19 protein-coding genes and 1 tRNA gene are annotated in these 17,452 nt (G+C 75.5%); 9 read left to right on the top strand and 11 right to left on the bottom strand.

What is annotated here, in order from left to right; translation table 11 throughout:
* Nucleotides 1–22: 22 nt before the first annotated feature.
* Nucleotides 23–259: a DUF397 domain-containing protein gene (locus ACFW6A_RS10855; RefSeq protein WP_030495614.1), complete on the bottom strand. Its 237-nt coding sequence runs from the start codon at nt 257–259 to the stop codon at nt 23–25.
* Nucleotides 260–1,135, bottom strand: coding sequence for a helix-turn-helix transcriptional regulator (locus ACFW6A_RS10850; protein ID WP_351845315.1), 876 nt, complete (start codon nt 1,133–1,135; stop codon nt 260–262).
* Between the two features lie 263 nt (nt 1,136–1,398).
* Between ACFW6A_RS10850 and ACFW6A_RS10845 the strand changes: the two genes are divergently transcribed.
* Genes ACFW6A_RS10845 through ACFW6A_RS10835 form a run of 3 tightly spaced genes read left to right on the top strand, consistent with a single transcriptional unit; the run spans nt 1,399 to nt 3,135 of the window.
* Entirely contained in the window at nt 1,399–1,899 is a 501-nt protein-coding gene (locus ACFW6A_RS10845) for an ATP-binding protein (protein ID WP_386639905.1), read from the top strand.
* Nucleotides 1,893–2,321: a hypothetical protein gene (locus ACFW6A_RS10840; protein WP_351845311.1), complete on the top strand. Its 429-nt coding sequence runs from the start codon at nt 1,893–1,895 to the stop codon at nt 2,319–2,321. The genes ACFW6A_RS10845 and ACFW6A_RS10840 overlap by 7 nt, the downstream gene beginning before the upstream one ends.
* 34 nt (nt 2,322–2,355) lie before the next feature.
* On the top strand, nt 2,356–3,135 hold the full coding sequence (locus ACFW6A_RS10835; RefSeq protein WP_386483006.1) for a class I SAM-dependent methyltransferase: 780 nt from the start codon (nt 2,356–2,358) through the stop codon (nt 3,133–3,135).
* On the opposite strand, the gene ACFW6A_RS10830 is transcribed toward ACFW6A_RS10835, so the two are convergent.
* The 5 genes from ACFW6A_RS10830 to ACFW6A_RS10810 all read right to left on the bottom strand — a co-directional run bounded on the left by ACFW6A_RS10830 (nt 3,095) and on the right by ACFW6A_RS10810 (nt 6,608).
* On the bottom strand, nt 3,095–3,805 hold the full coding sequence (locus ACFW6A_RS10830) for a hypothetical protein (protein WP_386639902.1): 711 nt from the start codon (nt 3,803–3,805) through the stop codon (nt 3,095–3,097). The two genes, ACFW6A_RS10835 and ACFW6A_RS10830, sit on opposite strands and share 41 nt — an antisense overlap.
* Before the next feature lie 91 nt (nt 3,806–3,896).
* Nucleotides 3,897–3,984 (bottom strand) — tRNA-Leu (locus ACFW6A_RS10825).
* Between the two features lie 280 nt (nt 3,985–4,264).
* Complete coding sequence (locus ACFW6A_RS10820; protein ID WP_351845305.1) at nt 4,265–4,897, bottom strand: class F sortase; 633 nt, start codon at nt 4,895–4,897, stop codon at nt 4,265–4,267.
* 89 nt (nt 4,898–4,986) lie between these two features.
* Nucleotides 4,987–5,541, bottom strand: a complete 555-nt coding sequence (locus tag ACFW6A_RS10815; RefSeq protein ID WP_351845303.1) for a hypothetical protein — start codon at nt 5,539–5,541, stop codon at nt 4,987–4,989.
* Between the two features lie 122 nt (nt 5,542–5,663).
* Nucleotides 5,664–6,608, bottom strand: a complete 945-nt coding sequence (locus tag ACFW6A_RS10810) for a beta-ketoacyl-ACP synthase III (protein WP_351845301.1) — start codon at nt 6,606–6,608, stop codon at nt 5,664–5,666.
* 219 nt (nt 6,609–6,827) lie between these two features.
* Here ACFW6A_RS10810 and fdhD point away from each other — a divergent pair, with 219 nt between their 5' ends.
* Nucleotides 6,828–7,661, top strand: a complete 834-nt coding sequence (gene fdhD / locus ACFW6A_RS10805; protein ID WP_386639897.1) for a formate dehydrogenase accessory sulfurtransferase FdhD — start codon at nt 6,828–6,830, stop codon at nt 7,659–7,661.
* A gap of 12 nt (nt 7,662–7,673) precedes the next feature.
* Here fdhD and ACFW6A_RS10800 read toward each other — a convergent pair whose 3' ends face one another.
* A complete protein-coding gene (locus ACFW6A_RS10800; RefSeq protein ID WP_351845297.1) occupies nt 7,674–8,087 on the bottom strand; it encodes a (2Fe-2S) ferredoxin domain-containing protein in 414 nt (137 codons plus the stop codon).
* 25 nt (nt 8,088–8,112) lie between these two features.
* Nucleotides 8,113–9,141 (bottom strand): bile acid:sodium symporter family protein, encoded by a 1,029-nt coding sequence (locus tag ACFW6A_RS10795; protein WP_351845295.1) that lies wholly within the window; start codon nt 9,139–9,141, stop codon nt 8,113–8,115.
* Nucleotides 9,142–9,270: 129 nt separating this feature from the next.
* Here ACFW6A_RS10795 and ACFW6A_RS10790 point away from each other — a divergent pair, with 129 nt between their 5' ends.
* The 4 genes from ACFW6A_RS10790 to ACFW6A_RS10775 all read left to right on the top strand — a co-directional run bounded on the left by ACFW6A_RS10790 (nt 9,271) and on the right by ACFW6A_RS10775 (nt 13,699).
* Complete coding sequence (locus ACFW6A_RS10790; protein WP_351845293.1) at nt 9,271–10,149, top strand: LysR family transcriptional regulator; 879 nt, start codon at nt 9,271–9,273, stop codon at nt 10,147–10,149.
* 263 nt (nt 10,150–10,412) lie between these two features.
* Nucleotides 10,413–12,254 carry a long-chain fatty acid--CoA ligase gene (locus ACFW6A_RS10785; RefSeq protein WP_351845291.1) on the top strand — a complete coding sequence of 614 codons (1,842 nt, stop codon included), beginning with the start codon at nt 10,413–10,415 and terminating at the stop codon, nt 12,252–12,254.
* Nucleotides 12,255–12,416: 162 nt separating this feature from the next.
* On the top strand, nt 12,417–13,211 hold the full coding sequence (locus ACFW6A_RS10780) for an aldo/keto reductase (RefSeq protein WP_351845414.1): 795 nt from the start codon (nt 12,417–12,419) through the stop codon (nt 13,209–13,211).
* Nucleotides 13,212–13,219: 8 nt separating this feature from the next.
* On the top strand, nt 13,220–13,699 hold the full coding sequence (locus tag ACFW6A_RS10775) for an RICIN domain-containing protein (protein WP_386480250.1): 480 nt from the start codon (nt 13,220–13,222) through the stop codon (nt 13,697–13,699).
* A 22-nt stretch (nt 13,700–13,721) separates the two neighbouring features.
* On the opposite strand, the gene ACFW6A_RS10770 is transcribed toward ACFW6A_RS10775, so the two are convergent.
* The gene (locus tag ACFW6A_RS10770; RefSeq protein WP_351845289.1) at nt 13,722–14,654 is read right to left on the bottom strand and encodes a class I SAM-dependent methyltransferase; all 933 of its coding nucleotides are present in this window, start codon (nt 14,652–14,654) and stop codon (nt 13,722–13,724) included.
* Between the two features lie 400 nt (nt 14,655–15,054).
* On the opposite strand from ACFW6A_RS10770, the gene ACFW6A_RS10765 reads away from it, so the two are divergent.
* Nucleotides 15,055–16,677, top strand: a complete 1,623-nt coding sequence (locus ACFW6A_RS10765) for an ABC-F family ATP-binding cassette domain-containing protein (RefSeq protein ID WP_351845287.1) — start codon at nt 15,055–15,057, stop codon at nt 16,675–16,677.
* On the opposite strand, the gene ACFW6A_RS10760 is transcribed toward ACFW6A_RS10765, so the two are convergent.
* Nucleotides 16,674–17,414, bottom strand: coding sequence for a class I SAM-dependent methyltransferase (locus ACFW6A_RS10760; protein ID WP_351845410.1), 741 nt, complete (start codon nt 17,412–17,414; stop codon nt 16,674–16,676). The two genes, ACFW6A_RS10765 and ACFW6A_RS10760, sit on opposite strands and share 4 nt — an antisense overlap.
* Between the last annotated feature and the right edge of the window lie 38 nt (nt 17,415–17,452).

Here is a 17,452-nt window from a genome sequence, read left to right as displayed (position 1 = left end):
GGTGGTGGTGCGGCGGAAGGGGTCAGGTGAGGAGAAAGTCAGCCTGACCGGATTTGGCCCCCGCGATGAACGCGGCGATCTCCCCGTGGGTGTAGATGAGGGCGGGTCCTTCAGGGTCTGCGGACTGTCGCACGGCGACCCTGCCGTCGGCCAGTTTCATGGCCTCCACGCAGTTGCCCCCGTTCCCGCCGCTCCAGGGCTTGTGCCATCCCTCGGCACCGAGCTCCGCGGCGGGCATGCCGTTGTATATGCGATCCATTCACAGCTCCTTGCGGAGGTCCCGGAGGATCTCCTTCGTGCGTTGTGCAGTCGCGGCCTGCGCCGCCATACGGTCCATGACCTCCAGGTGGGACGCCACCTCGGGACGCGCGTCGAGGTAGACGGCGCCGGTCAGGTACTCGCTGTAGACCATGTCCGGGAGTTCGGGCATGGCGAAGCGGAAGAGGACGAACGGACCGTACGTGCCGGGGTGGTGGCCGGACGCGAACTCCGCGATCTGCAGGGTGACGTTCGGCAGCTCGGACGCTTCGAGCAGCCGGTCGAGCTGGTCGCGCATCACCTCGGGCCCGTCGCCGACCGGCCGGCGGAAGACCGTCTCGTCCATGATCACCCAGAACTTCGGGGCGTCCTCCCTGGTCAGCAGGGACTGGCGCTCCATCCGCAGGGCTACATGCCGATCGATGTCCTCTTCCCTGGCGGCTTCGCCGCCACCGCCGACCGCTCCGCTGCGCAGGATGGCGCGGGCGTACTCCTCGGTCTGGAGCAGACCGGGGACGAACTGGGGTTCGTAGGCCCGGATGAGGCTCGCGGCCCCCTCCAGGCTGACGTACATGGAGAACCAGCCGGGCAGCACGTCGTGGAACCGCTGCCACCAGCCGGGCAGGTTGGCCTCCTCGGCGAGGGCGACGAACGCCTCCGCCTCGGGGTCGGTGATGCCGTACGCGCGCAGCAGCAGCTGGACGTACGGGATCTTCAGCGCGACCTCGGCGGTCTCCATGCGGCGGATGGTGGCCGGGGCGACGTGGAGGACCTTGGCGGCCTCCTCCCGCTTGAGACCCGCGCGCTCGCGCAGATCCTGCAGACGCCGGCCCAGGACGACCTGTCCCACCGTCGGGGCGGACCGCGGCTCGCTCACTCTCAGACCTCCCCGACGCGCTGTTTCGATGAGTGTGCCACGAAGCCCGGCCAGAGAGAACACGGCACTCTGCAATTTTCAGAGTGCCACTTGCCAAGTGTCCGAGTCAGGAGGACAGTGTTCCGGTGAACCAGTACACACTGCCGCCGGTGCGCCCCCGCGCCCCGGCGACAGTGCCGTACGGCAGTCCTGCCCACTGTTGTGAGGAACCGGTCGTGGCTTCTGGTAACGCGCAGCCCTCAGGTCTCATGAGCCCCCGAGTCATGGCCCAGCGCCCCCAGCCCCACCACGACCCCCTGCACCGGGACGCCCACCGCGACCCGCACCGGGACCCCCACCACCGCGAGCCGTACCACCGCGACCCCCTCCACCGCTTCGCCTTCGAGCTGCCCGCCCGCACCGAGTCCGTGGGCCGCGCCCGGCGGCTCACCGAGGAACGGCTGGTCCTCTGGGGCCGCGGACCGGAGATACGCGACACGGCCGCCCTGGTCGTCTCGGAACTGGTCACCAACGCGGTGCTGCACACCGCGAGCAGCCGGATCGTCTGCGAACTCCGCCAGGGCGCCGACGCCCTCCGCATCGCCGTGCGGGACGAGGGCGGCCCCGCCGGCCCCCGGATCCGCGACTGCGGCGCGGACGAGCGCGGCCGCGGACTCCTCATCGTCGACGCGCTGTGCGAGGCCTGGGGCGCCGAGCGCACCGGCCACGGCACGGCGCAGATCGTCTGGGCGGAACTCCCGCACCACCCGGGGGAGCCATGCTGAAGTCGATGGCGACCCTGCTCGCCCCCCGCGCCCGCCGCTCCCCCGCGAGCGGCCCCGCCCTCGCCGCCACCCGCCTCGCGGTCCCCGCCGGCCTGAACGCCGGACTCGGCTGCGACGCCGTCGGCGTCCCCGCCCGCTTCGGCTTCAAGATCCTCTCCCGGCTCCCCGCCAAGGGCTGCGTGTACGCCGACACCGACTGGTGGTGGTGGCTCGTCCCGGCCGGCTCCGACCTCGACCTGGTCTGGCCGCTGCCCTCCTGCTACGCCCCCGGCGCGGAGATCCCCGACCGCACCCCGCGGCTGATCCACCACCCGGACGGCACCTCGCCCTACACCCCGCCGATCCCGCTCTACCTGCTGACCTGCCAGCTCACCGGCATCGCCCCGGCCTGGCCGGCGCCGCAGGTGCGCAGCGCCCTGTGACGGTCCGGGCCCCCGGCTGCGTAGAGTCGGCCCCATGTTCACCCCGCAGGGCCCGACCCTCCGCGAACTGACCGTCCAGGCGCTCTCCTCCGTCGAGCACGGTTACGACCTGCTCGCCCCGAAGTTCGACGCGACGCCCTTCCGCACCTCCGACCGGATCCTCTCCTCGGTGACCCGCGCCCTGGAGGGGCTGGGCCCCTTCGACGCGGGCCTGGACGTCTGCTGCGGCACCGGGGCGGGCCTCCCCGTCCTCCGCTCGGTCTGCGCGGGCCGGGTCACGGGCGTCGACTTCAGCGCCAACATGCTGGCCGAGGCCCGCCGCCGCCACCCCGCCGCGACCCTGGTCCGCGCCGACGCCCTCGCCCTCCCCTTCACCGCCTCCTTCGACCTGGCGGTCAGCTTCGGCGCCTTCGGGCACTTCCTGCCCGACGCCCAGCGCACCCTCTTCGCCCAGGTCCACGCCGCGCTGCGCCCCGGCGGCCTCCTCGCCTTCCCGCTCCCGGCCCCGCCCCCGGTCGGCTCCCGCGCCTACTGGACCCTGTGGGCCTTCGACGCGGCCATGCGCGTCCGCAACGCCGTCCTGCGCCCCCCGTTCGTCATGTACTACCGCACCTTCCGCCTGCCCGACGTCCGCACCCGCCTGGAGGAGGCGGGCTACGAGGTCGCCCACCGGCCCCTCCCCGAATTCGGCACCCGCGAGGACGGCAGCCCGCGCTGCCGGCTGGTGCTGGCGCGGAAGGCCGGAGAGTCCGCAGCCGAAGAGGCCGGAGAGGTCAGGGAAGGGGACCGCCCCACTGCGCCTCGTCGCCGGTGAAGCCGACGGTCACGCCCACCTCCAGCACGTCCCCGGCGTGGGGCGGGATGTCGAAGGCGTAGGCGGCCACGGCCCTGCGCCCGGGCAGCAGGTCCCCGTCGAACGACAGGATCCCCTGCTCCGCGTCGAACACCCCGACGGCCTCCCGGCCGTCGCCGTCCCGCCCCTGCACCGTCACCAGCTTGAGCCGTTCGCCGGAGCCGTTGCGGACGGTCACGTCCACCTTCACCGGGGTGTTCCCCGCTTTGTGCCCGGCCGCGCCCTCGGCCGGCGTGAACCGCTCCGGCGCCGACACCGTCACCTCGACCCCGTCGCCGTACCGGTGGGTCGCGCCGAAGGGCAGCAGGCCCTCGGCGGCGGGCTCGGCGGACGGCGGGCGGGCGGGGGTCTCGCGCGGGGCGGACGCGGTGGGCGTGGACGCCGCGGGCGCGGGCGGCGTCGCGGAGGGCGCGCCCCCGCCCCCGTCGTCGTCCCCGAAGGCGCCCGTGCCGACCAGGAGACCGGCGACGCCGACGGCGAGGACCAGCACCCCGACCAGGGCGAGCAGCCAGGTGCGGCGGCGGTGCGACGGCGTGGAGGACGGCCCGCTCAGGGGACCGGGCGGAGGGCCGCCGGGAGGGCCGGCGTCCTGGGAGGACCGTCCGGGACCGGAACCGTTCGCGTCGCGCATGGCACGCCTCCGCCGTCCCCGAGGGGTTTTCCTCAGCGTAGGCGCGGCATGCGGAAAGCGCCGGTCGAAGAGATCGACCGGCGCTTCCGTGTGGTGTCCGAGGGGGGACTTGAACCCCCACGCCCGATAAAGGGCACTAGCACCTCAAGCTAGCGCGTCTGCCATTCCGCCACCCGGACAGGGTGTGTGTCGCGGGTGTTCCCCGCGGCGACATGGATAACTCTACCAGGGGTTCGCGGGGGCTTTCACCGGCGTTTTCCGTGGTCAGTCACGGGGTGGTGGGTGGGGCGGTCCCGTGCGCCGGTGGACCCCCGGTCGTGACCGGGCGCACGGGGACCGCCCGTCCCCGGGGAGGCCGCCGTGGCGGCCGGGAGCTGGGCGCCCCCCGACGCCTGCTCCGGGGGACACGATGGCCCCGGGGGGTTGGTCCAGGCCAGTCGGTGTCCGGAATCCGTCAGGTCAGCGGACGGCGGTGAGGCGGGCGGAGACGACGACGTTGCCGGTGTAGCCGGTGGCGCGGCTGTAGGGGCCGCCGCAGGTGATCACGCGGAGTTCGGGGGTGCGGGTGGAGGCGTAGACGCGGGCGGCGGGGAAGCCGTCCTTGGGGACGACCTCGACGGCGTGGACGGTGAAGACGGCGGTGCGGCCGTCGGCGCGGCGGACCTCGACGGCGCGGCCGCGGGTCAGGGCGCCGAGGGCGTGGAAGACGGCGGGGCCCGCGGGGGTGTCGACGTGGCCGGCGAGGACGGCGGTGCCGGGTTCGCCGGGGGTGACCGAGCCCGCGTACCAGCCGGCCCGGCCGGGGTGCTCCGGCGGCGGGGCCTCCAGCCAGCCGTCCGCGTCCAGGCCGACCCGGGTGAGGGGGGCGTCCACGCCGATGGCCGGGATGGCGACGGAGAGCGGGGCGGAGGCCGGGAGCGGCGCGCGCGCCGGGGGCGGGGGCGCCGCCGGGGCCGGGGCGTCCGCCGCGAGGGGCCGGGGCGGGCCGGTGGCGGCGAGTTCCTGCGCACCGCCGCGGACGAGGTGCACGCCGACGAGGAGGAGGATCGCGACGACGCCCCAGGCGCCGCGCCGGCCGTGCGCGCTCTCCACCGCCTCGGGCCCTCCTGCCTCGTCTCGGTCGTACGCGGGTGGTCGCCCCTCCGCCCCGGACCTCGTCACACCGGGGCGGAGGGGCCGTCTCAGGGGCGGCCGCCGGCCCGGCCGCGGCGGCGGGTGAGGGCGACGGCGGCGCCGGCCGCGGCGGCGATGAGGACGGCGCCGGCGGCCAGTTCGGCCGTGCCGAGCGCGTCGGAGCCGGTGGAGCCGCCGAAGCCCGCCTTGACGCCCCTGTGCGGGGGCCGCGGGGGGTGCGGGGTGACCGGGGCCGGCGGCGGGGCGGTGCCGTGGTCGACGGTGAGGGTGGTGGTGCCGCGCTCGCCCTTGCAGTCGAAGGCGATCTCGTACTCGGCGCCGGCCTTCGCGTCGATGTCGACGGTCGCGCGGCCGGGGCGGCCCTCGGTGAGGGTCACGGTGTCGAAGATCCCCGAGGTGACGGTCACGGACGGCACCTCGCAGCCCTCGGAGGTCAGCGTGACGGTGCCGCCGGGGGCGACGGTCCGGGGGGTGACGGAGAAGCCGAAGGAGGTGATGTCCCGGCCGGTTCCGGTGCCGTCGTCGGCAGGGGCCGCGGGGGCGGACAGCGCCACGGCCGCGGTGGCGAGCAGGGCGGCGGAAGCGGTACGTATCGCGCGCATGCGGTCCTCCGGTTCGCGGCGGGGCGGGGACGCCCCCACCGCGACCGAAGCTAGGCGCGCCCGGGGGACGCCGCCACCGGGCTCCCGCCGTGCTCCGCCGTACGGGGCACGCGGTGGTGCGATCAGGGGATGCGGACGACCTGGCCGGCGTAGGAGAGGTTGCCGCCGAAGCCGAAGAGGAGGACGGGGGCGCCGGAGGGGAGCTCGCCGCGCTCGACGAGCTTGGCGAGGGCGAGCGGCACGGAGGCGGCGGAGGTGTTGCCGGAGTCGACGACGTCCCGGGCGACGACGGCGTTGACGGCGCCGATCTTCGCGGCGAGGGGTTCGATGATCCGCAGGTTGGCCTGGTGGAGGACGACGCCGGCGAGGTCCTCGGGGGCGATGCCGGAGCGGGCGCACGCCTCGCGGGCGAGGGCGGGGAGCTTCGTGGTGGCCCAGCGGTAGACGCTCTGGCCCTCCTGGGCGAAGCGGGGCGGGGTGCCCTCGATGCGGACGGCGTGGCCCATCTCGGGGACCGAGCCCCACAGGACGGGGCCGATGGCGCCGGTGTCGGTCTCGGTGGCCTCGACGATCACGGCGCCGGCGCCGTCGCCGGTGAGCACGCAGGTGGTCCGGTCGGACCAGTCGGTGATCTCGGTCATCTTGTCGGCGCCGATGACCAGGGCGCGGCGGGCGGCGCCCGCGCGGACCGCGTGGTCGGCGGTGGCGAGCGCGTGGGTGAAGCCGGCGCAGACCACGTTGAGGTCGAGGGTGGCGGGCGAGCCCATGCCGAGGCGGGCGGCGACCCGGGCGGCGGTGTTGGGCGAGCGGTCGATCGCGGTGGAGGTGGCGACGATGACGTAGTCGATGTCTCCGGGGGCGAGCCCGGCGGCGGCGAGCGCCTTGCCCGCGGCGTGCGCGGCGAGCTCGTCGACCGGCTCCTCGGGCCCGGCGACGTGCCGCGTGCGGATGCCGACCCGGCTGAGGATCCACTCGTCGCTCGTGTCGACCAGCTCGGCCAGGTCGTGGTTGGTCAGCACCTTGGCGGGCTGGTAGTGCCCGAGCGCGGCGATGCGAGTGCCCGTCATCCCGGGACCCCCTCGATGGTTCGTTCAGCGGCAGGAACCACCCAGTCTTGCCAGCGACTGATGGGTAACCGGTGACGTAAACCACCAAGATTCGCCCGAGTCGCTTGGCCGACCGTGACAAGGGGTCGGGCGGCGCACCGGTCCGGGCGCGGAATCCGGGGATGGCGGAGAATGACGGGGTCAGGGGCAGGAACACCGGAAGAATCGAAGGCGGCGGGGATGGGACGGGTCACCGAGCGGCGGCGGGTCACGCGGATCCGGGGCGGGGCGGTGAACGCGCGTCCGGACACCCTGGTGGCGGAGGAGCCGCTGGAGATCCGGCTGGACGGGCGGCCGATCGCGATCACCATGCGGACGCCGGGCAACGACTTCGCGCTGGCCGCGGGCTTCCTGGTGAGCGAGGGGGTGCTGGCCTCGGCGGCCGACGTGCGGTCCATCGTGTACTGCGCGGGGGCGAAGGAGGACGGCACCAACACGTACAACGTGGTGGACGTGAAGCTCGCGCCCGGGGTCGTCGTCCCGGACATCACGCTGGAGCGGAACGTCTACACGACCTCGTCGTGCGGGCTGTGCGGGAAGGCGAGCCTGGACGCGGTGCGGACCACGGCCCGCTTCCCGATCGCCGACGCTCCCCCGGTGCGCGTCTCCCCCGCGCTCCTGTCCGCGCTGCCGGACCGGCTGCGGGCGGCGCAGAAGGTCTTCGACACGACGGGCGGGCTGCACGCGGCGGCGCTCTTCTCGGAGGACGGCGAGCTGCTCGACGTACGGGAGGACGTGGGCCGGCACAACGCGGTGGACAAGCTGGTCGGGCGGGCCCTGCGCGAGGACCTGCTGCCGCTGGACCGGGCGGTGCTGCTGGTCTCCGGCCGGGCCTCCTTCGAACTGGCGCAGAAGGCCGTGATGGCGGGGATCCCGGTGCTCGCCGCGGTGTCCGCGCCGTCCTCGCTCGCGGTCGACCTGGCGGCGGAGACGGGCCTGACGCTGGTCGGCTTCCTGCGCGGACCGGACATGAACGTGTACGCCGGCGAGCACCGGATCGTGCTGGAGGGCTAGCTCTCCGGAGGGCTAGTTCTTCGGCGGGTCGATCATCTGGAGGGCCAGGGTGGCCGGGGGCGGGGCGAGGCCGGGGCCGCCGGCCTCGGTCCAGGCGAGGATGTCGTCGAGGCAGTCGTCGTCGAGGGTGAAGCCGATCCAGGCGGCCCGGCCGCCGCGCCTGCGGCCCTCGGTGGAGGGCTGGACGACCACGACGTTCGCCTGGGCGCAGGGCCCGAGGCAGTCGCTGGTGCGGACGGCGAGCCGCCCGCCGGAGGCCGCCGCGGCGGCCCGGAGCCGGTCGAGCTGGGCGGCGTGGTCGGTGCCGGGGTTCTTGCGGGGGTCTCCGCAGCAGCACCCCCGGCAGACGACGAGGGAGCAGGGGCGGGCCCCGTACCGTATCGGGACGCGGTTCGCGCGGGTGCGGCCGGGATCGAGGGAGGGCATGGGAGCACCGTAGCGGCCCCGGCGGTCACCTCGGGGCGGCGGCCGGCGCGACGGCGGGGTCGGGCTCCCGGGGGACGGCGGCCTCCGGGTCGCGGGCGCGGCGCCTGGCGAGGACGGCGCAGACCATGAGCTGCATCTGGTGGAAGAGCATCAGGGGGAGCACGGCGAGCGAGGCGTGGGCGCCGAAGAGGACGCTCGCCATGGGCAGTCCCGCGGCCAGGCTCTTCTTGGAGCCGGCGAACTGGATGGCGATCCGGTCGGCCCGGCCGAAGCCGAGCCGGCCCGCCCCGTACCAGGTCAGGGCCAGCATCAGGGCGAGCAGCACGGCCTCGGCGGCGAGCAGCAGGGCGAGCCGGCCGGGGGTCACCAGGTGCCAGATCCCGGCGACCACGCCCTGGCTGAAGGCGGTGTAGACGACGAGGAGGATCGAGCCCCGGTCGACGTACCCGAGCACCTTCTTGTGGCGGACCAGGAAGCCGGCGACCCAGCGGCGCAGGGCCTGCCCGAGGAGGAAGGGCGCCAGGAGCTGGAGGACGATCCCGAGGACCGCGTCGGCGGAGGGGCCGCCGGTGCCGCCGCCGAGCAGGGCGGCGGCGAGCAGCGGGGTCAGCACGATGCCGGCGAGCGAGGAGAAGGAGCCGGCGCAGATCGCGGCCGGGACGTTGCCCCGGGCGATCGAGGTGAAGGCGATCGAGGACTGGATGGTCGACGGGACCAGGCACAGGAAGAGGAAGCCGCCGTACAGCTGCGGGGTGAGGACCCCCGGCACGAGGCCCCGGGCGGCGAGTCCGAGGAGCGGGAAGACGAGGAAGGTCGCGCCGAGGACGGTGAGGTGGAGCCGCCAGTGCCGCAGGCCGTCGAGCGCCTCGCGGGTGGAGAGCCGGGCGCCGTAGAGGAAGAAGAGCAGCGCGACGACGCCCGTGGCGGCGGACCCGGCGGCGGTGGCGGCCGCGCCGGAGGCGGGCAGCAGGGCGGCGAGGCCGACGGTGCCGAGCAGGGCGAGGACGTAGCCGTCGACCGGCAGCCAGGAGGGCAGGAGGGGACGTCGGTTCATGGCTCCACTCGCGGGCGGGGGCGGCCGCCGGGGCGGCCGTGGTCGCTCTCCATCCTGGTCCGCGGGACCGTCATCGGGAATCCGGTACAGCGCACTGACTGTCATCACGTTCCGCGATAGCGTCGCGGTGTGTACGAACCCGCCCAGCTGCGCACCTTCCTCGCCGTCGCCCAGACGCTGTCCTTCACCCGGGCGGCCCGGCGGCTCGGGGTGCGCCAGTCGACCGTCAGCCAGCACGTGCGGCGCCTGGAGGAGGCGACCGGGCGGCCGCTCTTCGTCCGGGACACCCACAGCGTGGAGCTGACCGGGGACGGGGAGGCGATGCTGGGCTTCGCCCGCACGATCCTCCAGGCGCACGAGCGGGCGGCGGCCTTCTTCACCGGGACGCGGCTGCGCGGCCGGCTGCGGTTCGGCGCCTCGGAGGACTTCGTGGCGACCCGGCTGCCGGAGATCCTGGAGTCCTTCCGGCGGGCGCACCCCGAGGTGGACCTGGAGCTGACCGTCGAGCTGTCGGGGACGCTCCAGGCGCGGCTCGCCGCCGGCCGGCTCGACCTGATCCTGGCCAAGCGGGGCGCAGGGGCGGACGGGGACGCCGAGGGCGGGGTGCCGGTGTGGAGCGACGCGCTGGTGTGGATCGGGGCGCCGGGGCTGCGGCTCGACCCGGAGCGGCCGGTGCCGCTGATCCTCTATCCGCCGCCGGGCATCACCCGGGCGCGGGCGCTCGCGGCCCTGGAGGCGGAGGGCCGGGCGTGGCGGATCGCGTGCACGAGCTCCAGTCTGAGCGCCAACGTGGCGGCGGCCCGCGCGGGGCTCGGCGTGATGGCCCACACGCGGGGCCTGGTGCCGCCCGGGCTGGTGCCCGTGTCGCCCCGGTCGGGGCTGCCGGAGCTGGGCGGGGTCGACTTCGTCCTGCGCAAGGGGCGGCGCGGCGGGGCGACGCAGGAGGCGGCGGACGCGCTGGCGGAGGCGATCCTGGAGGGCGGCGACGGGCTGCGGCGCCAGGACTGACGGATACCGGCCGGGGGCGGGAGCGTGCGCGGGCGGTACAGATTCCGTGGAGACTTCGCGGGGCACGGACCTACCGGACGGTACGCAACGGCCCCCTGCCGGCCGCCATTTCCCTCCTCACCTGCCCTGACCTGTGCGAACGGGGAATGTCGCGGCTTGGTGAAGGTCCTGCCGCAGCCGCTCCGGGTGGGGTACGGTCACGGCGCCGCGGCCCACGCAGCGGCCCCTTTCAGCCACCGAGCCGTCGAGGGAGGAGCTGGTCCGTGCGCGAGTTCACCGTGCCGCCCGTCGAGGCGGCCCCGCTCAGCGGCGGGCTGGCGGACGCCGTCTTCACCCGTGCCGCCGAGGCCCCCGACGCGATCGCCTTCGGGCGCAGGACGGCGGACGGCGGCTGGGAGGACGTGAGCCGCGCCCGGTTCCGGGACGAGGTGCTGGCGCTGGCGAAGGGGCTCGTCGCGCACGGGGTGCGGTTCGGCGACCGGGTCGCGATCATGTCCCGCACCCGCTACGAGTGGACGCTCTTCGACTTCGCGCTGTGGACGCTCGGCGCCCAGCCCGTGCCGGTCTACCCGACCTCCTCCGCCGACCAGGTCCACTGGATGCTGTACGACGCCGAGGTCACCGCCTGCGTGGTGGAGCACGAGGACCACGCCATGACCATCGGGTCCGTGGTGGACCGGCTGCCGAGGCTCCGGCGGCTGTGGCAGCTCGACCCCGGCGAGGACGCCGGGCCGGGCGCGGTCGCCGAGCTGACCGCCGCCGGGGAGGGCATCGACGAGGACGTGGTGCAGCGGCACCGCCGGGCGGTGACCCCCGACTCGGTGGCCACGGTCATCTACACCTCGGGCACCACCGGCCGCCCCAAGGGCTGCGTGATCACCCACGGCCACTTCATGTTCGAGACCGACGCCCTGCTCGCCGGCTGGGAGCCGGTCTTCCGCTCCCGCCCCGGCGACCAGGCGTCCACCCTGCTCTTCCTGCCCCTCGCCCACGTCTTCGGGCGGATGGTGGAGGTCGCGGCCGTGCGGGGCGGGGTGAAGCTCGGGCACCAGCCGTCGATGACCGCGTCGGCGCTGCTGCCCGACCTGGTGTCGTTCCGGCCGAGCTTCGTGCTCGCCGTGCCGTACGTCTTCGAGAAGATCTTCCACGCCGCGCGCCGCAGGGCCGAGGCCGACGGCCGGGCCGCCGTCTTCGACAAGGCGGTGGAGGTGGCCGTGAAGTACGCGGAGGCGCTGGAGCACAAGGCCTTCGGCCAGGGCCCCGGCCCGTCGGCGGCGCTGCGGGTGCAGCACCAGTTCTTCGACAAGACCGTCTACGGCCGGGTCCGCGAGGCGCTGGGCGGCCGGATCAGGTACGCGATGTCGGGCGGTTCGGCGATGGACCGCAGGACCGGGCTGTTCTTCGCGGGCGCCGGCGTCACCGTCTTCGAGGGGTACGGCCTGACGGAGTCGACGGCCGCCGCCACCGCGAACCCGCCCGGCCGGGTGCGGTACGGCACGGTGGGCCGGCCGGTGCCGGGCACCACCGTGCACATCGCGGAGGACGGCGAGGTGTGGCTCCACGGCGGGCAGGTCTTCTCCGGCTACCTGGGCGACCCGGCGGCCACGGCGGCGGTGCTCAACGACGGCTGGCTCGCCACCGGCGACCTGGGCGCGCTCGACGCCGAGGGCTACCTGACGATCACCGGGCGGAAGAAGGAGATCCTGGTGACCTCCGGCGGCAAGAGCGTGGCGCCGGCCGGTCTGGAGGAGCGGGTGCGGGCGCACCCGCTGATCGCCCAGTGCCTCGTCGTCGGCAACGACCGGCCGTACGTCGCGGCCCTGGTCACCCTGGACCAGGAGGCGGTGGACCACTGGCTCGCCATCCAGGGCCGGCCGCCGCTCTCCCCCGCGGAACTGGTCCGCGACCCGGACCTGGAGACGGAGATCCGGCGCGGGGTGGTGGCCGCGAACACCCTGGTGTCGCAGGCCGAGTCGATCCGCACCTTCCGGATCCTCGCCCACCCGTTCAGCGAGGAGCACGGGCTGCTCACCCCGTCGCTGAAGCTGAAGCGGAAGGCGATCGAGCGGGCGTACGCCGCGGAGGTCGAGGCGCTGTACGGCTGACGGGGCGCCCGACCGGCGGAATGTTGCGGGCCGGGTGATCGTTGGAGGAAGGGGACGGGCGTTCGCGCGCCCGTCCGCGTACGACCACGACGACGTAAGGATCCATCCCACGTGAGCACGGACAGCAAGGTCCCCTCGGTCATCCTGAACAACGGCGTGGCGATGCCGCAGCTCGGCTTCGGCGTCTGGCAGGTGCCGGACGACGAGGCCGCGAAGGCCGTGGCCACCGCCCTGGAGGCCGGCTACCGCTCCATCGACACGGCGGCGATCTACGAGAACGAGCGGGGCACCGGCCGGGCCGTGACCGCCTCCGGCGTCCCCCGCGAGGAGCTCTTCGTCACCACCAAGCTGTGGAACAGCGAGCAGGGGCACGACTCCGCCCTGCGCGCCTTCGACGCCTCCCTGGAGCGCCTCGGCCTCGACTACGTCGACCTGTACCTGATCCACTGGCCGGTGCCGGCGAAGGACGCGTACGTCGACACCTACCGGGCCCTCGAGAAGATCCTCGCCGACGGCCGCGCCAAGGCGATCGGCGTCTCGAACTTCCTCCCGGAGCACCTGGAGCGGCTGACGGCCGAGACCGGCGTCGTCCCCGCCGTGAACCAGATCGAGCTGCACCCGCAGCTGGCGCAGGCCGAGTCCCGCGCGGCGCACGCCCGGCTGGGCATCGCGACCGAGGCGTGGTCGCCGCTCGGCCAGGGCCGGGGGCTGCTCGACGTCCCGGCGCTGATCGCCATCGCCCGCAAGCACGGGCGGACCCCCGCGCAGGTGGTGCTCCGCTGGCACCTCCAGCTGGGGAACGTGGTCATCCCGAAGTCGGTGACCCCGTCCCGCATCCGCGAGAACATCGACGTCTTCGACTTCGAGCTGGACGCCGAGGACATGGCGGCGATCGCCGCGCTCGACGAGGGCACGCGCCTCGGGCCGAACCCGGCCGAGTTCGACGCCGGCGCCTGAGGCTCCGGGTGAAGGGGAGGGAGGACGGGGGCCCCGCCCCCGTCCCCGATGGGTTGTACCGGGTGCGGAACGTGGGCAGCGGCCTGCTCCTGGAGGTGTACGCGGGCTCGCGGCGCGGCGGCGCCAAGGTCCAGCAGGGGGCCGCCTCGGACTCTCCGGGGCAGCGGTGGCGGGTGTCGGCGGTGCCGAACGGCGGGGGGCTCTACCACCTGGTCAACGCGGCCAGCGGGAAGCGGCTGGACGTCGTGAACGCCTCCACGGAGCCGGGCGCGCTCGTCCAGCAGTGGCGGGCGAACAACTTCGGCGCCCAGGAGTGGATCATCGAGCAGGACGTCCAGGCGCCCGGCACGGTCGCGCTGGTGAGCTTCGTCAGCGGACTGCTCCTGGAGGTGGCGGACGGCTCGGCGGCCGAGGGCGCCGACATCCGGCAGGGGGAGGACACCGACTCGCCGTTCCAGTGGTGGCGGCTGGAGCCGGTGGCCCCCTGAGCACGGCGGCGGCCCGCGCGGTTCAGCCCTTGCGGGCGGTGTGGACCGTGTGGGCCGTCAGGTGGAAGAGGTCCGTGCGGTGGTGCAGGGACCGCGCGTCGGCCGGGTCGAGCAGCCGGTCGAGGGTCGCGCGGTCCTCGGCGCCCAGGTGCTCGCCGAGGCCCTCGCGGAGCCGCTCGAAGTGGCGGACGGCGAACTCGCGGACGGCCTGGGGGACGGGCGCGGGCACGTCCACGAGGAAGGTGCGGGTGCCGGCCGGGGTGAGCCCGGCGGCGGTGAACAGGGCGCGCCAGTCGTCCGGTTCGCGCACGGCGCCGGGCAGCTCGGAGCGCATCCGGGCGAACCGGTCGGCGTGCTCGGCGTCGAGGCGGGCCTCCAGGCCGGGGCGGCCGATGCCGATGTCCCGGGGCAGGTGACGGGGCGGCAGCCCGCCCTCGACGAGGGCGATCAGGCCGCCGGGGCGGAGCAGCTTCGCGAAGCCGGCGAGCGCGGCGCCCTGGTCGCCGATGTGGTGCAGCGCGTTGCCGGCCCACAGCAGGTCCGTCTCGCCCAGGCTGCCGGTCTCCTCGGGGAGTTCGGCGCGCAGGGTGCTGATCCTGGCGCCGAGCCCCCGCGCCTCGGCGCGGGCGCGGGCGCGCTCCAGGAGTTCGGGGGTGCCGTCGACGGCGACGGCCTCGGCGTACGGGAACGCCTCCGCGAGCACCGCGGTGATGACGCCGGGGCCGCTGCCGACGTCGAGCAGGCGGCGCACGCCGCCGGCCGGGACGAGGGTGCCGAGCCAGGCGGCGGCCTCGCGGTAGGCGGTGCCGGCGATCTCGGCCTGGCTCTCCAGGAGCGGGGCGAGCCGGCCCCAGTCGTACTCGGTGCCGTCGCCGTGGGCGTGGCCGTGGTGGGCGTGGCCCGGGCCGGGCTCGTGGTGGTCGTGCGGGGCGTGGGACGCGCGATGCTGGGTCATGGCACCAGCGTGCGCCGGACCGCGCCGAAAACGCGAGAAAAGTTGCCGGTACGGCAAACGTGTCGCGGGCCCCGCGTGCCGCCCGCCGTAAGCCGACCGCCCGGCGACCCGGTGTCCCCACGGGCCGGGGCCGGACGGGCCGGGGTGGGGCGGAGCGGGCCGGGGCGGGCCCGCCGGCCGGGCCGGGGCGGGGCGTTCCGGGATGGCGCGGGCCGGGGTGGGACGGGCCGGGGTGGGGCGGGGCGGAATTCCCGGGGCCCCGTGCGGCCGGGCTGTTAGCCTGGGCGCATGGGTACGTTCCACTACTTCCTCTGATTCCGGGTACCGGTCCGGCCGCGGGTGCGGCCACGGGCCGGTTTCGTGTGCCCTCCTTCCACGAACCCCGCAGAGGAATCCACCCATGCGCGAGCGCGCCCAGCTCTCCCTCCGTCACGTCGGCGTCTCCTTCGGGGACCGCCGCGTCCTCGACCAGGTCTCGTTCACCGTCCGCCCCGGCGAGAAGGCCGTCGTCGTCGGCGAGAACGGCTCCGGCAAGTCCACCCTGCTCCGGCTGCTCGACGGCGGCCTGACCCCCGACGAGGGCGAGGTCCTCGTCCGCTTCCCCGGCTCCGTCGCCCGGCTCGCCCAGACGCTGCCGGAGACCTATCCGGTCGGCCCGGACGACACCGTCCAGGACGCCGTCGACCTCGCCCTCGCCGAACTGCGCGGGCTGGAGGCCGGGTTGCGGGCGGCCGAGGCGGACCTCGGCACGGCGGGCGCGGAGGAGCTGGCCGCGTACGGCGCGCTCCTCGACCGCTTCGAGGAGCGCGGCGGCTACACCGCGGACGCCGGGGTCGCCGCCTCCCTGCACGCCCTCGGCCTCGGGCACGTCACCGGAGACCGGCGGCTCGCCACCCTCTCCGGCGGCGAGCAGGCGCGGCTCGCGCTCGCCTGCGTGCTCTCCTCCGGCGCCGAGCTCCTGCTGTTCGACGAGCCGACGAACCACCTCGACCGCGACGCCGTCGACTGGCTGCGCGGCCGGCTCGCCGCGCACCGGGGCACGGCCCTGGTCGTCACCCACGACCGGGCCTTCCTGGAGGGCTTCGCGACGACGGTCCTGGAAGTCGACCGGGACCGGCGGACCGTGCTGCGGTACGGGGACGGCTGGGCCGGCTACCGGTCCGCGAAGGCCGCCGAGCGCCGGCGCCGGGTCCAGGAGCACCTGGAGTGGCGGGAGGAGGTGGCCCGTACCGAGGAGCTGGTCGCGGCGGCGGGGCAGCGGCTCGCCGTGACCGGCCGGGATCCCCGCCAGGGCTTCGGCAAGCACCGCCGCTCCAGCGAGAACAAGCTGTCGGGGCAGGTGCGGACGGCCCGGCGGCGGCTGGAGGAGCTGCTGCGCGATCCGGTGGCCGCGCCGCCCGAACCGCTGCGGTTCGGCGGGCGGTTCGCCGGCGCCGGGCCCCTCGCGGAGGTGCTGGTGGAGCTGGAGGGGGTCCGCTGCGGCGACCGGCTCGCCGTGGACGGGCTGCGGATCGGGGCCGGCGAGCGCGTGCTGGTGTCGGGGCCCAACGGGGCCGGGAAGACGACCCTGCTGCGCCTCCTCGCCGGTGAACTGGCCCCGGAGGAAGGGGTGGTGCGCCGGACGGGCCGGGTCGGCTACCTCGCGCAGGAGCTGGCGCACTCCCCCGCCCGCGGGACCGCCCTGGCGGTCTGGGCGGAGGGCAGGCCCGGGGCGCCCGAGGAGCACGCCGGGGAGCTGCTGGCGCTGGGCCTGCTGCGCGAGGAGGACCTGGCGGTCCCCGTGGCGGCGCTCTCCGCCGGTCAGCGCCGCCGCCTCGAACTGGCCCTGCTGGTCTCCCGCCCCGCCGACCTGCTGGTCCTGGACGAGCCCACGAACCACCTCGCGCCCGCGCTGGTGGAGGAGCTGGAGGAGGCCGTCGCCGCGTTCCCCGGGACGGTGGTCGCGGTCTCCCACGACCGGGAGTTCCGCAAGCGCTTCGCCGGGCGTCCGCTGGAGCTGGCCGGGGGCCGGGTGGCGGTCTAGGCGACGGGCGGCTTCACGTACGCGGCGAGGGGGTACTCGGGGGCCGGGCGGGGGCGGTCCTGGTCCGGGAGGGCCGCCAGGGCGGCGGCAAGGGCGTCGGTGGCGGCCGGGCCGCCGCGGAACCAGGAGGCGTAGTACCCGGCGCGGAGCCGGCGGGCGGTGGCGGCCGGGGTCGCGCCCTGGCCGTGGCCGGTGAAGGTGGTGGTGCCGGCCGGGGCCAGGCCGTGGGCGGCGGCGAGGGCGTCGACGCGGCCGGCCAGGTCGTGGGCGGCGCCGGTCGCACGGTGCGGCCGCAGCAGGGCGTCGATGTCGCTGCCGACGTCGTGGGCGGCGTCCTTGTCGACGGTGACGGCGAGGACGCCGCCGGGGCGCAGCACCCGCGCGGCCTCGGCGACGATCTCCCCGGTGAACGGCACCAGATGGAGCAGCCACACCGCGCAGACCGCGTCGAGGCTCCCGTCGGCGAAGGGCAGCCGGCGGGCGTCGGCGCGGACCGTCCGGCCGGGGAGCCGCCCGGCGGCGGTCCGGAGCATGGCGTGGGCGGCGTCGGCGCCGAGCACCCGCAGCCCGGGGCGGCCGAGCCGTTCGGTGACGAGGCCGGTGCCGCAGGCGAGGTCGAGCAGGGTGCGGGCGCCGGCCGGCACGAGCCGCAGCACGGCCCGGGCAGCCGCCTCGGCCCGGGGCACGCCGCCTCGGGTCTCGTCGTAGTGGGCCGCCTGGGTCTCGTAGTCGAGCAGGGTGTCCGCCATGCCCGGGATGCTACGGGGCGGCCCGG

It is taken from the genome of Streptomyces sp. NPDC058758 (assembly GCF_042746075.1).
Lineage (GTDB): Bacteria > Actinomycetota > Actinomycetes > Streptomycetales > Streptomycetaceae > Streptomyces.
Note: the sequence above shows the minus strand (reverse complement) of the source record. Positions and strands in the feature narration are given on the sequence as shown.

Coding starts and splice junctions, on each gene's coding strand:
- ACFW6A_RS10855 (WP_030495614.1), bottom strand. CDS start 259: ATGGATCGCATATACAACGGCATGCCCGCCGCGGAGCTCGGTGCCGAG.
- ACFW6A_RS10845 (WP_386639905.1), top strand. CDS start 1,399: ATGGCCCAGCGCCCCCAGCCCCACCACGACCCCCTGCACCGGGACGCC.
- ACFW6A_RS10840 (WP_351845311.1), top strand. CDS start 1,893: ATGCTGAAGTCGATGGCGACCCTGCTCGCCCCCCGCGCCCGCCGCTCC.
- ACFW6A_RS10835 (WP_386483006.1), top strand. CDS start 2,356: ATGTTCACCCCGCAGGGCCCGACCCTCCGCGAACTGACCGTCCAGGCG.
- ACFW6A_RS10830 (WP_386639902.1), bottom strand. CDS start 3,805: ATGCGCGACGCGAACGGTTCCGGTCCCGGACGGTCCTCCCAGGACGCC.
- ACFW6A_RS10815 (WP_351845303.1), bottom strand. CDS start 5,541: ATGCGCGCGATACGTACCGCTTCCGCCGCCCTGCTCGCCACCGCGGCC.
- ACFW6A_RS10810 (WP_351845301.1), bottom strand. CDS start 6,608: ATGACGGGCACTCGCATCGCCGCGCTCGGGCACTACCAGCCCGCCAAG.
- fdhD (WP_386639897.1), top strand. CDS start 6,828: ATGGGACGGGTCACCGAGCGGCGGCGGGTCACGCGGATCCGGGGCGGG.
- ACFW6A_RS10800 (WP_351845297.1), bottom strand. CDS start 8,087: ATGCCCTCCCTCGATCCCGGCCGCACCCGCGCGAACCGCGTCCCGATA.
- ACFW6A_RS10795 (WP_351845295.1), bottom strand. CDS start 9,141: ATGAACCGACGTCCCCTCCTGCCCTCCTGGCTGCCGGTCGACGGCTAC.
- ACFW6A_RS10780 (WP_351845414.1), top strand. CDS start 12,417: ATGCCGCAGCTCGGCTTCGGCGTCTGGCAGGTGCCGGACGACGAGGCC.
- ACFW6A_RS10770 (WP_351845289.1), bottom strand. CDS start 14,654: ATGACCCAGCATCGCGCGTCCCACGCCCCGCACGACCACCACGAGCCC.
- ACFW6A_RS10765 (WP_351845287.1), top strand. CDS start 15,055: ATGCGCGAGCGCGCCCAGCTCTCCCTCCGTCACGTCGGCGTCTCCTTC.